A 17,919-nucleotide genomic window follows, 5' to 3' on the forward strand; every position below is an offset into this window, starting at 1 on the left:
GGAGCCCGAAGCGATGAAGACCCGCCGTGCCCGCCTGGCCGCCGCCCTGCTCACGACCGCCGTGGCCCTGACCGGCTGCGGGGGCTCCGGCTCCGACGCGGCCTCGGTGCCCGAGGGGTGGGGGACGCTGAAGACGAAGGGCGTGGACGTGTCGTACCCGAAGGGGTACGCGCGGCAGAGCGCCGCGGAGCGGGGCAAGCACAACGCCGCGGCCGCGGTGCGCACCGAGGACGGCCGGAAGGTCTCCGTCATCACCGTGCAGCTCGGCTTCACCGAGGCGGACTCCGCCGAGCGGGCGGCGATCGCGGCCGAGGCCGGCATCCAGCTGGGCGCGAAGGTCGAGGGCCAGAAGGACGTGGAGCTGGCCGGAGCCGACGAGGCGAAGCGGATCGACTTCTCCTTCGAGGCGACCGGCGAGGACGGCGGCCCGGCCGAGGGCACCCCGGTGGAGGGGGTGATCCTGACCGGCCTCGACTCCTCGGACACGACGTTCGCGATCCGCATCGACGCCGCCCGGGGCACCCTGCCGGACGGGGACCTGGACCGGATCATCGACTCGGTCCAGGTGCACTAGCCGTGGAGGTGCCGGGCGCCGGATACGTCGTACTCGCCCTGTTGGTGGCCCTGTTCGGGACGCTGGCCGGGCGGTACGCGCGGCGGCTGGTGACCGTCGCGCGGGTGCTGCGGCGCGGGGTCCGGGCCGGGGGCGCGTGCGTCCGGGTGGAGACCGAGCCCTACGGCCGCTCCGACGCCCGGCGGCACTTCTTCGCCTTCCGCACGGCCGACGGCACGCGCGTCGAGTTCGAGGACCTGGCCGGTGCGCGGACGACGGAGGGCACGCCCGTCACCGTCGCCTACGACCCGCGCGACCCGAGGGGCACGGCGACGGTGGCGGGCCGGGGCAGCTGGTCCCCGATGCTCCAGTCGCTGGCCCTGGCGGCGGGCTGCGGCATGGCCGCGCTGGGCTTCGCCGTCCTGCTGTACGTCGAGATCTCCGGGGGGAAGTGATGGCACTCGTCCGTTCCTGGGCCGTCGGCATCGTGGTGCTCGTCGCCGCCGAGTACGTCCAGATGACGCTGGTGTACGGCCCGCTGGTCGGCCCCGAGGGGGTCGGCTCGTTCGGGGCCGCGCTGGCGCTGGTGCATCTGCCCAACCTGCTGTGCGTGGTGCTCGCGACGTGGGCGGCGGCGCGGGTGCACCCGGAGCCGTGGCGGGAGAGGCCGGCGCGGCACCTGGCGGCTGCGTGCGCGGTCCCGGCGGCGGCGCAGGTGCTGCTGCTGACGCTGCGGCCCGACGTGCTGGATCTGGCGGGCCCGGCCTTCTGGATGTCGACGGGCGTGCTGCTGGCGGGCTGCGCGGCGGGGCTGCTGCTGGACCGGTTGGTCTGGACCTCTTGACACCGGCTTTGGTCTGGACCACCTTCTTGTCATGTCCAGACACAGACGATCCCTGCGGCTGTGGTCGGGCGCCCTCACGGCTGCCCTGGCCCTCACTGTCACGACCGTCGGCCAGGCGTCCGCCGCCGACGTCAACAACGTCCGCAACGCCGGCTTCGAGTCGGGCCTGACCGACTGGACCTGCTCGGCGGGCAGCGGTACGACGGTCTCCTCCCCGGTGCGCACCGGCACGGCCGCGCTGCGGGCGACCCCCGCCGGTCAGGACAACGCCCGGTGCACCCAGACCGTGCGGGTGAAGCCCAACTCCACCTACACCCTGGGCGCCTGGGTGCGCGGCGGCTACGCCTACCTGGGCGTGACCGGCACGGGGACGACGGACGTGTCCACCTGGACCCCCGACTCCACGTCCTGGAAGCAGCTGTCGACGACCTTCACCACGGGCGCGTCGACGACCTCGGTGACGGTGTACACGCACGGCTGGTACGGGCAGGCCGCGTACTACGCCGACGACGTGTCGGTGTTCGGCCCCGACGGGGGCGGCGGCACCGACCCGGGCCCCACGGTCCCGGCCGCGCCGAGCGGACTGCGCGTCTCCGGCACGACGTCCTCGTCGGTGTCGCTCGCCTGGAACACCGTCTCGGGCGCCACGGGGTACACCGTCTACCGCGACGGCACGAGGATCACGGCGGTCTCCGGCACCTCGGCCACGGTGACCGGCCTCACCGCCTCGACCTCGTACTCCTTCCAGGTCACGGCCTCGAACGCGGCCGGTGAGTCGCCGAAGTCGGCGGCCGTCACGGGGACCACGAACAACACCTCAGGCCCCGGCCCCGCCCTGCCCAAGCACGCGGTGACCGGCTACTGGCAGAACTTCAACAACGGCGCGGCCGTCCAGAGGATCTCGGACGTGCCCGCCCACTACGACATCATCGCGGTGTCCTTCGCGGACGCCACCGCCACACCCGGCGCGGTGTCGTTCACCCTCGACTCGGCCGGTCTGAACGGCTACACCGTCGAGCAGTTCAAGGCCGACGTGAAGGCCAAGCAGGCGGCCGGCAAGAAGGTCATCATCTCGGTCGGCGGCGAGCGCGGCACGGTCAGCGTGAACGACGCGGCCTCGGCGGCGAACTTCGCCGGCAGCGTCTGGTCCGTGATGCAGGAGTACGGCTTCGACGGCGTCGACATCGACCTGGAGAACGGCCTCAACGCGACCTACATGACGCAGGCGCTGCGCGCCCTGTCCGCGAAGGCGGGCCCGTCGCTGATCATCACGATGGCGCCGCAGACCATCGACATGCAGTCGACGTCGAACTCCTACTTCCAGACGGCGCTGAACATCAAGGACATCCTCACCGTCGTCAACATGCAGTACTACAACAGCGGTTCCATGCTCGGCTGCGACGGCAAGGTCTACAGCCAGGGCACGGTCGACTTCCTGACGGCCCTGGCCTGCATCCAGCTGGAGAACGGCCTCGCCCCGTCCCAGGTCGGGCTCGGCGTGCCCGCCTCCACCCGGGCGGCGGGCGGCGGCTACGTGTCGCCGACCGTGGTCACCAACGCCCTGGACTGCCTCACCAAGGCCACCAACTGCGGCAGCTTCAAGCCGCCGCGGACCTACCCGGCCCTGCGGGGTGCCATGACCTGGTCGACCAACTGGGACGCCACCTCGGGCAACGCGTGGTCCAACGTCGTCGGACCGCACGTGGACGCGCTGCCGTAGCCGCCCGGCCCTCTCGTTCCTAGAAGAACTCCCCCCACGGCTGGTCCCAGATCTGCTTGACGCACAGGATCAGGAACAGCAGCCCCGCGACGGCGAGCATCACGTTGCTCACCGGGCCGTTGCGCCACTCGCGGGGCGTGCGGGGGGAGTTCAGGAGCCAGATCAGCGTGCCGGCGAGGAAGGGCAGGAAGGCCGCGCCGAGCACGCCGTAGATGATGATGAGGCGGAAGGGCTGGCCCTCGAAGAGCAGGACCATGGGCGGGAAGGTCAGCCACAGCAGATAGCCGCGGAACGGCCAGGAGCGTTCCCGTTCACCCGAGGCGACCTCCTCCCCCTTGGCCTGGCCCCGGCCCGACAGCCGGGCCACGAAGTCGGCGAACATCAGGCTCACGCCGTGCCACACCCCGATCAGCGAGGTGAACGACGTGGCGAAGAAGCCGATGAGGAAGAACTTGGCCGTGGCCGCGCCGTACTCCTTCTCCAGGATGTCGCCCAGCTGGACCAGGCCCTTGTCGCCGCTCGCGATGGCGACGTTCGCCGAGTGCAGCAGCTCCGCGCCGACGAACAGCATGGCGATCACGAAGACGCCGGTGGTGGCGTAGGCGACGCGGTTGTCCAGCCGCATGACCTTCATCCAGCCGGTGTCGGTCCAGCCCTTGGCGTTGACCCAGTAGCCGTACGCCGCGAGCGTGATCGTGCCGCCCACGCCGCCGATCAGGCCCAGCGTGTTGAGGATCGAGTCCTTCTCGTCCGGCAGCACGGGCAGCAGCCCCGCGAAGGCGTCCGGGAGGTTCGGCGTGACCCGGATCGCCAGGTACACCGTCACCACGAACATGACGCCCACCAGGACCGTCATGACCTTCTCGAACACCGCGTACTTGTTGAACCAGACGAAGACCAGCCCGACCAGACCGCAGGCGATGCCCCACCACTTCAGGTCCATCACGTCCGGGAAGAGCGCCTGCAGCGGCAGCGCGCTCGACGACATCGCCGCGGCACCGTAGACGAAGCCCCACACGACGACGTAGACCGCGAAGAACCAGGTCGTCCAGCGGCCGAGGCTCGCCCAGCCGTCGAACAGGGTGCGCCCCGTGGACAGGTGCCAGCGCCCCGCCGCCTCCGCCAGGGAGATCTTCACCAGGCAGCCGATGATCGCGGCCCACAGCAGGGTGTAGCCGAAGTTGCTGCCGGCGATGAGCGTGGCGACGAGGTCCCCGGCCCCCACCCCGGTCGCCGCGACGACGATCCCCGGCCCGATGTACTTCCAGCTCGCCTTGCGCATGGGGGGTTGCCGGTGACCCTGGTCCGTGGTGTTTCCCGTGGTGTCCGCCATGCAGATCAAGAAACCGCAAAGGACCCCGGCCGACAAGAGGGCGGTGGCCGTCCGGCCCAAGGGGCGCGGGGAACTGCGCGAGAACCACACTCAACCCGCGGCCCGAAGCCGGACCAAGGCGGCACGGCATACCGCCATGGCCCGACCCAGCGGTGGCGTCACGGCTGTCGCCGACCGCAGCCGTCCGCCCCGCACGTGCCGAGCTCGAACCACACGGTCTTGCCCGACCCGTCCCGGTGGCAGCCCCAGCGCTGGGCGAGCGCGTCCACCAGGAGCATTCCCCGGCCGTTCTCCCCGGTCCCGGCATCGAGCACCCGGGGCACCCGCCGCTCCCCGTCGGCGACCTCGCAGCGCAGCACGCCGTGCGCGGCGGACAGCGTGAGCCGGAAGCGGCTCCCGGCGTGCACCAGTGCGTTGGTGGCCAGTTCGGCGACCAGCAGTTCGGCCACGTCCGCCACCTCGCCGCGCTCGGCGACCCCCCAGCACTCCAACTGCCGGCGCACCTCGGCGCGTGCCTCCCGGACGGCGGTCGGCCGGGGGGCGTACTCGACACTCAGGTGGCCCGCTCCCAGGGGCGGTTGCGGGAACGGGCCGTGGTGGGCGTCGGGGTCCGGGAGGTGGCGCCCGGAGAGTTGCAGCATGGGTCCAGGGTGGTCCCCGGGGACGGTCCGGCGCAGGGGGAGGACTACCCGTTCCCCTACCTGCTTGTGCAGGTGGGGGCGTTACGCGTACTGCAGCCGGACCGTCGCGCCGCCACTGTCGTCGCGGACGTCGACGTAGGCGCAGACCTGCCGCGCGTACCACAGCCCCGGGCCGGGCTCTGGGCCGTCGGGCGGGGGCGGGACGAAGCCGGCGAGCGGGTCGGCGACCGGCCGGGACGAGCGCAGTTCGCAGACGCAGGCGGGTGCCTCGCCCCACAGCAGGGCGGTGCCGTCGAGGGGGGCGAGCGCGGCCGCGGCCTCCGCGACGGCGGTGGCGAACAACTCGGCGTCGGCGGTGGGCAGCCCGCGGGACTCGGCCCAGCGGCGCACGGCCGCCGGGTGCGGCCCGGCGAGCGGCTCGGCGCCGTCCGGGGGCAGCGGCAACGGTACGGCGTCGAGTTCGGCCACGAGCCGGTAGGGGTCCTCGTACACCTCCGTGCCGGGGTGGGCGCGGCGGGCCGCGGCGACGACGGCGGGTCCGGCGGTACGGGTGTCGTAGGCGCACAGCGCGGTCGTGGCCAGGGACCCGAAGAGGGGGTTGGCCAGGGCCTCGTAGCGGATCCACTCGGTCGTCTCACGGGTCGAGCGTCCGGCCCGGCCGCTCCACACGGGTTCCATCAGCAGATGGATCCGGCCGCCCGGAGCGGCGTGGGCGGTGAGGTAGGCGGCGGCCTGGGCCACGGCGTTGGCGGCGGAGCCGGTGTACCACTCGGTGTGCGGGACGCCGACGATCTCCTGGGCGTCACCGCCGAGGGCGTCGCGCAGCAGGTCCAGGTGGTGCGGGGCGGTGATGGCCACGGGCGGGGGTTCGCCGGCGGCGGCCAGGCCTTCGGCCAGGAAGGGCACGGCGGCGGCCAGGAAGGCGTCGTCGGAGTCGAAGACGGCCATGCGGTGGTCGAACGGGGTGGGTCGTCCGGTGATCACGTGATCCCCTCGGGTGGGTGTGGGTCGGGGTCCGGGGTCAGCGCTGTGCCGTCACCCAGGCGGCGATCTGGCTGCGGTTGCTGAATCCGAGCTTGCTGAGGATGCGTTCCACGTGGCCTTCGGCCGTGCGGCGGGCGATGACCAGGCGGTCGGCGATCTGCTGGTTGGCGAGCCCTTCGGCGACGAGCCGGGCGACCTCGGTCTCGCGCCGGGTGAGACGGGCCGTGCTGTCCCGGTGCGGCGGCGGTGCGGCCGGTGCGGCGGCGGCCGGCTCGCGCAGCGCGTGACCGGCCAGCTCCGTGAGGGCGAGGGCGCCGCCACGCCGGTGGGCCCGCTCGAACGCCTCGCGGCCCAGGGCGCGGGCCGCCCGTTCCTCGCTGTCCCGGCGCGCGGAGGTGAGGGTGCGGGCACCCCAGCGGCCGGCGTCGATGTCGGCCCAGACGCGGTCGGCGCCGCCCAGCAGCACGGCCGCGTGCTCGTGCGCGTCGCGCCGGGTGGCGATCGAGGCGAGCAGGTCGAGGGTGAGGGCGATGCCGATGACGTCGTGGACGGCGCACTTCAGCCGCAGCGCCTCGCCGGCGTGCCGCTCGGCCCTGGCCCAGTCGCCGCGCACGGTGTGCGCGAGGGCGAGCATACGCAGCACGTACGACCGCACCCACTGCTCGCCGTGCCGCTCGCACAGCCGCAGGGCCCGCTCGCACACCTCGACGGCCCGGTCGGCCTCGCCCAGGAACCCCAGCGCGCAGGCGAGTTCGACCTGGTCGAGGCCGACGAGGCTGAGATGCTGGCCGGGTACGGGGCCGCGGGCGACGGTGGTCTCGAAGTGCCGCAACGCCCCGGGCAGGTCGTCGTCGAACAGCCGGATGACGCCGATGACGTACTCGGCGTGGGCGGCTTCGGCCGTGTCGCCCAGGGCGCGGGCGAGGGTGAGGGCGTCCGTGGCGTGCCGGCGGCCCCGGGCGAAGTCCTGGGTGGCGGCGGCCAGCAGCCCGGCGACCCACAGGCCGCGGGCCCGCTCCCGGGTCGGTTCGGGGTCGGCGGCCAGGGCCCGGTCGAGCCAGTACAGGCCCTCGCGGGAGGCGCCGCAGGCGTGCCAGTGGAACCAGAGGGTGCCGGCGAGGTGCAGTCCGGCGCGTGCCTCGCCGGGCGTGGTCAGACTGAAGTCGAGGGCGGCGCGCAGGTTGTCCTGGTCGGCGCGCAGGCGGGCCACGATCTCCGGCTGCCCGGGCCCGAACCAGTCCCGTTCGCACGCCTCGGCGCGGCGGAGCATCCAGTCCCGCTGCCGCCGCCGGGCGGCGGTCTCCTCGCCCGGAGTCCGCCGCAGTTGCTCCAGCCCGTACTGGCGCAGGGTGTCGAGCAGCCGGTACCGCACCCCGCCGGGGCCCGGCTCCCGGCACAGCACGGACTTGTCCACGAGCCCGGCGACGGCTTCCAGCACATCGTCGGCACGCAGCACCACGGGCGGGGCAGCGGGCAACGTCACGGTGCCGGTGGGGGTTTCGGAGGGGCGGGTGGCGGCGGGGCCGGTGACGTCGACGGGCCCGAGGCGGACCTCGGCATGCCCGGGACGGATCTCGACGGGCCCTGGGCGGGCATCGGCAGACCCGGGCCGGCCGGCGGGGCCGTCGGTCAGCCGCGCGGGTGCCGTGCTGGAGGCCTGATGCCGGACCGCGGGGGCGGGGAGCCGGCCCTCGCCGGGAGGCCACGCGGGGGCGGGGAGCCGGCCGTCGCCGGGTGGCCACGCGGCGGCACCCCGCAGGGGGTCACCGGGGACCCGGCCGTCGTCGGGCGGCGGCCACGCCGCGTCCCGCGGCGTGTCGTCGGCGCAGACCGCCTCCGCCGTCTCCAGGTCGAAGCCGCCCGCCAGCACCGACAGCCGGGCCCACACCGTCTGCTCGGCCCCGGTGCACAGGTCGTGGCTCCAGGCCACCGCCGCGCGCAGGGTCTGGTGGCGGGGCAGGGCCGCGGGGCTGCCGGTGGTGAGGAAGCGGTAGCGGTCGTCGAGCCGGTCCAGGAGCTGGTCGACGTCGAGGACGCGCATGCGGACGGCGGCCAGTTCGATGGCGAGGGGCAGGCCGTCCAGGCGGCGGCACAGGCGGGCGACGGACGCCACGTTGGCGGGGCCGAGGCGGAAGCCGGGGGCCACGGCGGCGGCGCGGTCGGCGAAGAGGGTGAGGGCCGGGTAGCCCTCGGCGGCGGACAGGTCGCCGTCCGGGTCGGGCACGGGCAGCGGGCGCACCTCCAGCAGGTGCTCCTCCGTGAGGCCGAGCCGGTGCCGGCTGGTGGCGAGGATCCGGACGTGCTGGGTGCCGTGCAGCAGGGCGGCGGCGAGCCGGGCACAGGCGTCGGCGAGGTGCTCGCAGTTGTCGACGACGAGCAGCAGCCGCCGGTCGCGGATGTGCTCGACGAGGGCGTCCAGCGGCGGCTGGGCGGAGTGGTCGTGCAGGCCCAGCGCGTCGGCGGCGGCGTGCGGGACGAGCGCCGGATCGTGCAGCCCGGACAGGTGTACGAAGCGCACGCCGTCCGGGAAGGCCCGCCGGACCCGGGCCGCGACGCGCGCGGCGAGCCGGGTCTTGCCGACGCCGCCCGGCCCGGTCAGCGTCACCAGCCGCGCGCGGGCCAGCAGCTCGCGTCCTTCGGTCAGTTCGCCCCGCCGGTCGACGAAACTGGTCGTCTCGACCGGCAGCCGATGGTCCCGTCGTGGCGCTGATCCGCCCATGATCAGCCAGTCCTCTGGGGTGTGGTCCGGGGATCCGGAGACTCCGGCTCCCCCTGCGCGAGCCCTCACCCTCTCCCGCTCCGTACATATATGCACGCCCGTTTCACACCCGGGAGTGCACTTCGGCCGCCCTCACCCGTCGATCGCGCGACACGCGTACACTGCGCGGCCACTTTCAGTCTTGACCTGCTCATGCCATTGGCAGAACGATGTGCGCCACCCGCACCACGTACGTCGCACGGAACAACCCCACCTCCCACAAGGAGATTTCATGCGACTTCGCATACGAGGCTCCGGTGCCCGCACCGGCAGACACACCGCCGCCCTCGCCGCCGTCCTGGCACTCGCCCTCGCGGCACCCCTGTCCGCGACGGCGCCGGACGCCACCGCCGACAGCGTCGCGAAGGCCGCCCCGGCGGCCGGCGACGTCCGGCAGTACGAGATCCACCTGCACTCGACGGCCGCGGACCGCACGGCACTTCAGCGCGCGGGCGTGACCGTCGACGAGGTGCACGGCCACGGGGTCGTCGTCTCCGGCCGCGCGGACCAGATCAAGCGGCTGCGCGCCCGGGGGTACGAGGTCACCCCGCTCGGCGCGGTGCCCGACCGGTCCGCCGGCGAGGACGACGTCCGGCTCTTCGACTTCCCGTCGGGCGACTCGAAGTACCACAACTACGCGGAGATGACGAGCGAGATCAACACGATCGTCTCGGCCAACCCGTCGATCGCGAGCCAGCGCGTGATCGGCAAGTCCTACCAGGGCCGGAACATCGTCGCGATCAAGATCAGCGACAACGTGGCGACGGACGAGTCCGAGCCCGAGGTGCTGTTCACCCACCACCAGCACGCGCGCGAGCACCTCACCGTCGAGATGGCGCTCTACCTGCTGCGCGAGCTGACCTCCGACTACGGGTCCGACTCCCGGGTCACCAGCATGGTGAACAACCGCGAGATCTGGATCGTGCCGGACATCAACCCGGACGGCGGCGAGTACGACATCGCCACCGGCTCGTACCGGTCATGGCGCAAGAACCGGCAGCCCAACTCCGGTTCGTCGTACGTCGGTACGGACCTGAACCGCAACTGGAACTACCGCTGGGGCTGCTGCGGCGGCTCCTCGGGGTCCGCGTCCTCCGACACCTACCGGGGTCCCGCGGCGGAGTCGGCGCCCGAGGTGAAGGTCGTCGCCGACTTCGTGCGCAGCCGGGTGGTCGGCGGCAAGCAGCAGATCAGGGCCGGCGTCGACTTCCACACGTACAGCGAGCTGGTGCTGTGGCCGTTCGGCTACACGTACTCCGACACGACGACCGGGATGACGGCGGACGACCACGCGGCGTTCAAGACCGTGGGCCAGAAGATGGCCGCGAGCAACGGCTACACGGCGGAGCAGTCGAGCGACCTGTACATCACGGACGGGTCGATCGACGACTACCTCTGGGGCGCGCACAAGATCTTCGGCTACACGTTCGAGATGTACCCCCGGTCCGGTGGGGGTGGGTTCTACCCGCCCGACGAGGTGATCGAGCGGGAGACCTCCCGCAACCGTGACGCGGTACTGCAGTTGCTGGAGAACGCGGACTGCATGTACCGGTCGATCGGCAAGGAAGCGCAGTACTGCGGCTAGTCCGCGTCCTTCTCCGCTTCCTTCTCCGCGTCCCGCTCCGCGCTTTCCGCCGCGCCGTCCTCGAAGTAGGCGTCCAGCACCTCGTCCAGCCGGGCGTCCCACTCGGCGAAGCTGCTCCTGGCCGGCGCCTCGATCTCGATCGGGTACCAGCGCCGGTCAGGGGTGTGGACGGTGACGGTGTACCGCTTGCCGAAGCGGGCCGTCTCCGTCTCCACCGCGCCGATCTCGTCCCAGCGGAAGTCGCACTCCTGGTCGTCCAGGCGCAGCGTCACGCCTCTGTGGTCGGCGACGATCCGCGCGCGGCGGTCGGACGCCTCGAAGACGGGACCGTCGGCCTCGGCGTCCTCCTCCGGCTCGGAGGGGGACGCCGTGTCCTTCTCCTCCGCCTCGGGGGCGGCCTCCTCGGCCTCGGCGACCTCGGGCTCCTTCTCCGGCCCGTCCTTCTCCGGCCCGTCCTCCTCCGTCCGGGCGGACGCGGGTGACGTGAGCCCGGGGATGAAGGCCGGGTCGAATCCGGCGCCCTCCAGGGGCTGGCTGCTCGAACCTATGCGCTGCTCCACAGCGGAGCAGTATGGTCGAGAAACCTGTGCCGCACACAGTCGGCCCCGACTTCGTTATCAGACGCCTACAAGAACCGGCCGCCCCACGGCGGTTGCGGGCCCCTACAGGAACAGGCTGAGCACGGCGGCCACCACGAACCCGGCCACCGACAGCACGCTCTCCAGCACCGTCCACGTCTTGAGCGTGTCCCGTTCGCTGATGCCGAAGTACTTGGCGACCATCCAGAAGCCGCCGTCGTTGACGTGCGAGGCGAAGATGGAGCCGGCGGAGATGGCCATGATGACCAGGGCGACGAAGGCCTGGGAGTGGTCGCCCTCCGACAGCAGCGGCGCCACGATGCCGGCCGTCGTGACGATGGCGACCGTCGCCGAGCCCTGGGCGACCCGCAGCACCACGGAGATCAGGTAGGACAGGACGACCACCGGCAGGCCCACGTCGTTGAACGTGTCCGACAGGGCCTGGGCGACCCCGCTGGCCTTGAGGACGGCGCCGAAGATGCCGCCCGCGCCGACCACCAGCAGGATGTTGCCGACCGGCTTGAGGGACGCCGTCGACACCGTCTCCAGCGACTTGCGGGACCAGCCGCGGCGGATGCCGAGCAGGTAGTACGCGAGGAACAGCGCGATCGTGAGCGCCACGAACGGGTTGCCGAAGAACTCGATCACCGAGCGGAGGGTGGAGGGGTCCAGGGCGATCGAGGAGAAGGTCGCGGCGAGGATGAGGACCAGCGGCGTGCCGATGATGCCGAGGACCGTGCCGAGGGAGACCGGCTGCTCGCTGGGCGCCACGCCGGCGGCCCGCTGCTCGTCGACGACGGCCTGCTTGGCCTCCTCCGCGGCCTCGACCATGTCCTGCGGCACGGGCACGAAGATGCGGCGGCCGATCCACGCGGAGTACGCCCACGCGGCCGCCACGGCGGGCAGACCGCAGACGACGCCCATGAGGATGACCCAGCCGAGGTCGACGTGGAGCAGACCGGCGGCGGCCACCGGGCCGGGGTGCGGCGGCAGGAAGGCGTGGGTGACCGACAGGCCCGCGAGCAGCGGCAGGCAGTACAGCAGGATCGACTTGCCGGAGCGCTTGGCGGCGGCGTAGACGATGGGCGCCAGGACGAAGATGCCGACGTCGAAGAAGACGGGGATGCCGAAGATCAGGCCGGTCAGGCCCATGGCCAGCGGCGCGCGCTTCTCGCCGAACAGGCCGAGCAGGCGACGGGCCAGCACCTCCGCGCCGCCGCTGACTTCGAGGATCGCGCCGAGCATGGTGCCCAGGCCGATGATGATCGCGACATGGCCGAGGATGCCGCCCATGCCGGACTCGATGGTGGAGACGGCGTCCGACTTCTGGACCGTGCCGAACAGTTCGGTGACGGACAGGCCGGCCGCGAGGCCGACGGCTATGGAGACCGCCAGCAGGGCGACGAACGGCTGGAGTCTGACCCTGATGATGAGGAAGAGCAGCAGCGCGATGCCGAGCGCGGCGGTGAGCAGGAGTCCGGCGGTGCCGTCGACGAGGAGGAGCAGTCCTCCCGTGTGGGGCGGTGTCTCGGCGGGGGCGGACGCGGCGAGCGGATGGGACATTCGGGGGTCCTCTGCCTAAGTGCATACAGCTTCTGGGTAGGGGGGAGCGCGACGCGGCGCATCGGGGCGCCGCGCCTCACGGGCGTGCGGGAGTTTTCTCGGGGGGTGGTGTCAGCCGAGGACGGCGAGCGCGTCGATCTCGATGAGGAGGCCCGCGGGGAGACCGACGTAGACGGTCGTGCGCGCGGCGGGCGGCTGGGTCAGCCCCTGCTCCTCGAAGTACGCGTTGTAGATCTCGTTCATCTCGGCGAAGTGGTCGACGTCGGTGAGGTAGACGCGGATCATCATCACGTCGTCCCAGGAGGCGCCGCCCTCCTCCAGGATGGCCTTGACGTTGGCCAGGGTCTGCAGGGTCTGCTCGCGCAGGGTCGGCCCGGCGGGCGTGGGCGGCTTGCCCTCCTCGGCGGGCAGGAAGCCGACCTGCCCGGCTACCTGGAGGATGTTGCCCTTCTTCACGCCGTGGGAGAACTTGGCCGGCGGGGTGGTGTGGGTCTTGGGGGTGAGTGCGATCTTGTCGGTCATGCGGTGCCCTTCACTGGTGTTCTGCCGGAGTACTCCCCGCTGATGGCGTCCGCCGTGCGGCGCACCAGCGGCAGGAGGGTGAGGAGTTCGTCGGCGGTGACGACGACGTTCGGCGCGGAGACCGACATCGCGGCGACGACCCGGCCGTCGGCGCCGCGGATGGGCGCCGCGACGCAGTTGATGGACTCCTCGTGGCCGCCGAGGTCGGTGGCCCAGCCCTGTTCGCGCACCTTCTCCAGCTCGCGCAGGAACGCGCTCGCGTTGGGCGTCGAACGGGCCGTGTAACTGGGGTAGTCGAGCTTCTCGGCGACCGCCCGCCGCTCGTGCTCGGGCAGGTCGGCCAGGAGCAGCTTCGCGACCGCCGCGACGGTGATGGCGACGGGCTTGCCGATGCGGGAGTACATCCGCACCGGGTAGCGGCTCTCGACCTTGTCGATGTAGAGGACCTCGTTCTCCTCGTACACGGCCAGGTGCACGGTGTGCCCGCAGCTCTCGTTGAGGCGGACCAGGTGCGGGTGGGCGATCTCGCGGACGTCGAGGTTCTCCATGGCCTCCTGGGCGAGCGCGAAGAGGCGGGCGCCGAGGCGGTAGCGCTGGTCGGACTGGCGGTAGACCAGGCCGTGCTCGTGCAGGGTGCGCAGCAGGCGCAGGGCCGTGGACTTGTGGACGCCGAGGCGGTCGGCGACCTGCCCCAGGTCGGCGGGCCCCTCGGCGAGCAGCGGCAGGATGCTGAGCGCGCGGTCGACGGTCTGGCTCATGGCGTACGTACCTCCTCGTCGGCCCGCCGGACGTCCTCGGTCCAGCCGGGGCCGAGTCGCAGTCTCCCCCATGCCGCGTCGTCCAGGGCGGCCAGCCGGTCGGCGTGCTCCCGGGCGGGCGGGACGGCGAGGTCGCCGGGCACGGTGAGCGCGGCGGCGGCCATCAGATGCCCGTGGCGCAGCCGGTCCCGGACGGGCAGGCCGCGCAGGGTGGCGGAGAGGAACCCGGCGGCGAAGGCGTCGCCCGCGCCGACGGCGGCGACGACGTCGACCCGCGGCGCGGGGACGAAGGTGACGTCCTGCTCGTGGAAGACGGTCGCTCCGGCGGCACCCTGCTTGACGACGAGCACCTCGGGTTCGGGCAGGGCGGCGCGGACGGCCTCGGCGCTGGGCAGCCCCCAGGCCTCGTCCTGGCCGACGAACACGAGGTCCGCGCCGCGGGCGAGGTCGCGCAGCACCCGGGGGGCGTCCTGGTCGCGCCACAGTCCGGGCCGGTGGTTGACGTCGAAGGAGACCAGGGGGCGGCCGGGACGGCGCGCGGTCAGCTCGCGCATCAGCTCCAGGCAGCCGCCGGACAGCGCGGCCGTGATCCCGGACAGGTGCAGCACGCGTCCGGCGCGCACCGCCGCCGGGTCGGGGTCCGTCACACTCATCGCGGACGCGGCGGAGCCGGCCCGGTAGTACGCCACCTCGTGGTCGTCGGTTCCCCGGTCCCCGGCGGTGCGGAAGTAGATGCCCGTCGGGCGGTCCGGGTCGCGGCGCACATGTGCCACGTCGACCCCGTAGCCGCCGATCGCCTCGACCAGATGGTCGCCGAAGGGGTCGTCCCCGACCCTGCTGATCCACCGGACGGAGTGCCCCGCCGCGGCCAGGACGCACGCCACGTTGGACTCCGCCCCGCCGATCCCCCGCTCGAACGACGGCACGTCGGCGAGGCGGCCCGGCCGGGAGGGCAGGAACGTGACCATGGACTCGCCGAGCGCGACGACGTCGACGACGCCGGGGGCGTCGCTGGGTCCGGTGGGGGTCACGATGCTCGTAGCTCCTCGGTGGCTTCGGTGGGTGGCGGATTCATTGACCGGCGGTGGCCGAGATGTTAGACAGCGTTGAGCGATATACGCAATGAAGGTTGCACCTAATGCAACACCGCTGATCAGGAGGCTCCATGCCAGCCGACACCGCAGCCGAGTCCCTCGCCCGGCTCGCCGGAGAGCGCGTCGACCACCGCTTCAAGGGCCTCCCGCCGGACGCCGACGGGCTGACGGTCGGCGAGCTGGCCGCCCAGCGCCGCAACCTCTTCACCGGCGGCTTCGCCACCCCGGTGCTCGCGCTGTCCGCCGAGCGCCTGGAGCACAACCTGAGGCTCATGGAGACGTACGCGGCCCGGCACGGCCTGGCCTTCGCGCCGCACGGCAAGACCTCCATGGCGCCGCAGCTGTTCCACCGGCAGATCGAGCACGGGGCGTGGGGCATCACGCTCGCGGTGCCGCACCAGGTGCGGGTGGCGCGCGCCTTCGGCATCCGGCGCGTGTTCCTCGCGAACGAACTGGTCGACGCGGCGGCCCTGCGATGGATCTCCGCCGAGCTCGACGCCGACCGGGACTTCCGGTTCGTCTGCTACGTCGACTCGGTGCGCGGCGTCGAGCTGATGGACGCGGCCCTGCGGGGCGCCGCCCGGCCGGTGGACGTCGTGGTCGAACTGGCCGCCGGAGAGGGTGCCCGGACAGGCGTCCGCACGGAGGCGGAGTGCGCGGCGGTCGCCGGCGCCGTGGCCGCCACGCGGACGCTGCGGCTGGCCGGTGTCGCGGGCTACGAGGGCGAGGTGCCGAAGGCCGACCCGGAGCGGGTGACGGCGTGGCTGCGGCGGCTGGTGGCGCTCGCCGCGGACTTCGACGCGGCGGGCCGCTTCGCCGGCCTGGACGAGATCGTGGTCAGCGCGGGCGGCAGCGCCTGGTTCGACGCGGTCGCCGACGTCTTCGCGGAGATCCCCGAACTGTCCCGCCCGGTGCTGAAGTTGCTCCGCTCGGGCGCCTACGTGTCGCACGACGACGGCCACTACCGCAAGCTGACCCCGTTCAACCGGGTGCCCGAGGAGGGCGCCCTGGAGCCCGCGTTCCGCCTGTGGACCCAGGTGGTGTCGCGCCCCTCCCCCGAGCAGGCCTTCGTCAACGCGGGCAAGCGGGACGCGGCCTACGACCTCGACCTGCCGTTCGCGCAGGTGATCCGCCGGGAGGGAGCCGAGCGCCCGGCCACCGGCGTGGCGGTGACGGCCCTGTCCGACCAGCACGCGTGGCTGAGCACCACGCCGGAGGCGGACCTGGAGGTGGGCGACTGGGTCGGCCTGGGGCTGTCCCACCCGTGCACCTCGTTCGACAAGTGGCAGCTGATCCCGGTCGCCGAGGCGGACGGCACGGTCGTCGACTACGTCCGCACGTTCTTCTAGGAGGCGGCAAGCGATGGAAGAGCTCGTCATCCGGGACGCCGAGGTCGTCGACGGCTCCGGCGCCGACTCCTACCGGGCCGACGTCGTCGTCGACGGCGGCCGGATCACCTCGATCGTCAAGGAGGCCGCGGCGGCCGGCTGCCAGCGGCCGAAGGCACGCCGGGAACTGGACGCCGAAGGGCTGGTCCTCTCCCCCGGCTTCGTCGACATGCACGCCCACAGCGACCTGGCGCTGCTGCGCGACCCCGACCACAGCGCCAAGGCCGCCCAGGGCGTGACCCTGGAGGTCATCGGCCAGGACGGGCTGTCGTACGCGCCGGTCGACGACCGCACGCTCGGCGAGGTGCGCCGGGCGATCGCCGGGTGGAACGGGCCCGGGGACGACATCGACTTCGACTGGCGCACGGTCGGCGAGTACCTGGACCGGCTGGACCGCGGAATCGCCGTCAACGCGGCCTACCTGATCCCGCAGGGCACGGTCCGCGCGCTCGCCGTCGGCTGGGAGGACCGGGAGGCCACCCCCGCCGAGCTCGAACGGATGCGCCGGCTGGTCGCCGAGGGCATGGAGCAGGGCGCGGTCGGCATGTCGTCGGGCCTGACGTACACGCCCGGCATGTACGCGCCGGACGCCGAACTGACCGAACTGTGCGAGGTCGTGGCGTCCTACGGCGGCTACTACTGCCCGCACCACCGCTCCTACGGCGCCGGCGCCCTGGAGGCGTACCGGGAGATGATCGCGCTGACGAGGGAGGCGGGCTGCTCCCTGCATCTCGCCCACGCCACCATGAACTTCGGCGTGAACAAGGGCCGGGCCCCGGAGCTGCTGGCCCTGCTGGACGAGGCCCTGGCGGGCGGGGCGGACATCAGCCTCGACACCTACCCGTACACCCCGGGCTGCACGACCCTGGCGGCCGTCCTGCCGAGCTGGGCGAGCGAGGGCGGCCCGGAGGAGACGCTCAGGCGGCTGGCCGACGACGCCACCGCGGAGCGCATCCGGCACCACCTGGAGGTCACCGGCTCCGACGGCTGCCACGGCGTGCCGGTCGAGTGGGACACCATCGAGATCTCGGGCGTGAACGATCCGGCGCTCGCGGACCACGTCGGCCGCACGATCGCGGAGTCGGCGGCCCTGCGGCGGGAGGACCCGTGGGTGACCGCGCGCGGCCTGCTGCTGGCCGACCGGCTGGCCCCGACGATCCTGCAGCACGTGGGCCATGAGGAGAACGTCCGGGAGATCATGCGCCACCGGGTGCACACGGGCGGCTCGGACGGCATCCTCCAGGGCGCCAAGCCGCACCCGCGCGCCTACGGCACCTTCCCGCACTACCTCGGGCACTACGTACGGGAGTTGGGGGTGCTGTCGCTGGAGGAGTGCGTCGCCCACCTCACCTCCCGCCCGGCCGCGCGGCTGCGCCTGCCCGACCGGGGCCTGGTCCGCGAGGGCTACGTGGCCGACCTGGTGCTGTTCGACCCGGCGACGGTGGCGGCGGGCTCCACCTTCACGGAGCCGCGCCGCCTCCCCACGGGCATCCCGTACGTCCTGGTGGGCGGCCGGTTCGTGATCGAGGACGGCCGGCGCACGGACGTGCTGGCGGGCCGGGCGGTCCGCGGGACTCCTCCCGCGTGACCCCCCGTCC

Annotated in this window: 16 protein-coding genes; 7 read left to right on the plus strand and 9 right to left on the minus strand. The window is 73.0% G+C overall.

The features are described 5' to 3' along the window. Positions 1 to 13: 13 nt before the first annotated feature. From ACF07N_RS08810 to ACF07N_RS08825, 4 genes are read left to right on the plus strand one after another with little or no spacing between them, the layout of a single operon-like run. Positions 14 to 574, plus strand: coding sequence for a hypothetical protein (locus ACF07N_RS08810; RefSeq protein ID WP_392110033.1), 561 nt, complete (start codon positions 14 to 16; stop codon positions 572 to 574). 2 nt (positions 575 to 576) lie between these two features. Next, positions 577 to 1,008 carry a DUF3592 domain-containing protein gene (locus ACF07N_RS08815; protein ID WP_392110036.1) on the plus strand — a complete coding sequence of 144 codons (432 nt, stop codon included), beginning with the start codon at positions 577 to 579 and terminating at the stop codon, positions 1,006 to 1,008. Continuing rightward, positions 1,008 to 1,397 carry a hypothetical protein gene (locus ACF07N_RS08820; RefSeq protein WP_383337229.1) on the plus strand — a complete coding sequence of 130 codons (390 nt, stop codon included), beginning with the start codon at positions 1,008 to 1,010 and terminating at the stop codon, positions 1,395 to 1,397. The genes ACF07N_RS08815 and ACF07N_RS08820 overlap by 1 nt, the downstream gene beginning before the upstream one ends. Positions 1,398 to 1,428: 31 nt before the next feature. After that, entirely contained in the window at positions 1,429 to 3,117 is a 1,689-nt protein-coding gene (locus ACF07N_RS08825; protein ID WP_392110039.1) for a chitinase, read from the plus strand. A 19-nt stretch (positions 3,118 to 3,136) separates the two neighbouring features. On the opposite strand, the gene ACF07N_RS08830 is transcribed toward ACF07N_RS08825, so the two are convergent. From ACF07N_RS08830 to ACF07N_RS08845, 4 genes are all read right to left on the minus strand, one after another. After that, positions 3,137 to 4,450: an Nramp family divalent metal transporter gene (locus tag ACF07N_RS08830; protein ID WP_392110042.1), complete on the minus strand. Its 1,314-nt coding sequence runs from the start codon at positions 4,448 to 4,450 to the stop codon at positions 3,137 to 3,139. Between the two features lie 158 nt (positions 4,451 to 4,608). After that, a complete protein-coding gene (locus tag ACF07N_RS08835) occupies positions 4,609 to 5,091 on the minus strand; it encodes an ATP-binding protein (RefSeq protein WP_392110045.1) in 483 nt (160 codons plus the stop codon). An 81-nt stretch (positions 5,092 to 5,172) separates the two neighbouring features. Next, positions 5,173 to 6,075 carry an anti-sigma factor RsbA family regulatory protein gene (locus ACF07N_RS08840; RefSeq protein WP_392110048.1) on the minus strand — a complete coding sequence of 301 codons (903 nt, stop codon included), beginning with the start codon at positions 6,073 to 6,075 and terminating at the stop codon, positions 5,173 to 5,175. 37 nt (positions 6,076 to 6,112) lie between these two features. After that, on the minus strand, positions 6,113 to 8,794 hold the full coding sequence (locus ACF07N_RS08845) for a LuxR C-terminal-related transcriptional regulator (RefSeq protein ID WP_392110051.1): 2,682 nt from the start codon (positions 8,792 to 8,794) through the stop codon (positions 6,113 to 6,115). A 271-nt stretch (positions 8,795 to 9,065) separates the two neighbouring features. Here ACF07N_RS08845 and ACF07N_RS08850 point away from each other — a divergent pair, with 271 nt between their 5' ends. Further along, on the plus strand, positions 9,066 to 10,418 hold the full coding sequence (locus ACF07N_RS08850) for a M14 family metallopeptidase (protein ID WP_383337221.1): 1,353 nt from the start codon (positions 9,066 to 9,068) through the stop codon (positions 10,416 to 10,418). Here the strand turns inward: ACF07N_RS08850 and ACF07N_RS08855 are convergent. The 5 genes from ACF07N_RS08855 to ACF07N_RS08875 all read right to left on the minus strand — a co-directional run bounded on the left by ACF07N_RS08855 (position 10,415) and on the right by ACF07N_RS08875 (position 14,870). Continuing rightward, complete coding sequence (locus ACF07N_RS08855; RefSeq protein ID WP_383324490.1) at positions 10,415 to 10,978, minus strand: hypothetical protein; 564 nt, start codon at positions 10,976 to 10,978, stop codon at positions 10,415 to 10,417. The genes ACF07N_RS08850 and ACF07N_RS08855 overlap by 4 nt on opposite strands. Positions 10,979 to 11,080: 102 nt before the next feature. Further along, positions 11,081 to 12,559 (minus strand): GntP family permease, encoded by a 1,479-nt coding sequence (locus ACF07N_RS08860; RefSeq protein ID WP_392110055.1) that lies wholly within the window; start codon positions 12,557 to 12,559, stop codon positions 11,081 to 11,083. A gap of 111 nt (positions 12,560 to 12,670) precedes the next feature. After that, on the minus strand, positions 12,671 to 13,081 hold the full coding sequence (locus tag ACF07N_RS08865; RefSeq protein WP_383324496.1) for a RidA family protein: 411 nt from the start codon (positions 13,079 to 13,081) through the stop codon (positions 12,671 to 12,673). Then, positions 13,078 to 13,839: an IclR family transcriptional regulator gene (locus ACF07N_RS08870; RefSeq protein WP_392110059.1), complete on the minus strand. Its 762-nt coding sequence runs from the start codon at positions 13,837 to 13,839 to the stop codon at positions 13,078 to 13,080. The genes ACF07N_RS08865 and ACF07N_RS08870 overlap by 4 nt, the downstream gene beginning before the upstream one ends. Further along, complete coding sequence (locus ACF07N_RS08875) at positions 13,836 to 14,870, minus strand: sugar kinase (protein ID WP_383337215.1); 1,035 nt, start codon at positions 14,868 to 14,870, stop codon at positions 13,836 to 13,838. The genes ACF07N_RS08870 and ACF07N_RS08875 overlap by 4 nt, the downstream gene beginning before the upstream one ends. Positions 14,871 to 15,004: 134 nt before the next feature. Between ACF07N_RS08875 and ACF07N_RS08880 the strand changes: the two genes are divergently transcribed. Together ACF07N_RS08880 and ACF07N_RS08885 are read left to right on the plus strand one after the other, a co-directional pair. Next, the gene (locus ACF07N_RS08880; protein WP_392110063.1) at positions 15,005 to 16,282 is read left to right on the plus strand and encodes an amino acid deaminase; all 1,278 of its coding nucleotides are present in this window, start codon (positions 15,005 to 15,007) and stop codon (positions 16,280 to 16,282) included. Between the two features lie 13 nt (positions 16,283 to 16,295). Beyond that, positions 16,296 to 17,909 (plus strand): amidohydrolase family protein, encoded by a 1,614-nt coding sequence (locus tag ACF07N_RS08885; protein WP_392110066.1) that lies wholly within the window; start codon positions 16,296 to 16,298, stop codon positions 17,907 to 17,909. The last annotated feature ends 10 nt before the right edge of the window (positions 17,910 to 17,919 follow it).

The sequence above is a fragment of the Streptomyces sp. NPDC015242 genome (assembly GCF_043079125.1).
In the GTDB taxonomy this organism is placed as follows: Bacteria; Actinomycetota; Actinomycetes; order Streptomycetales; family Streptomycetaceae; genus Streptomyces.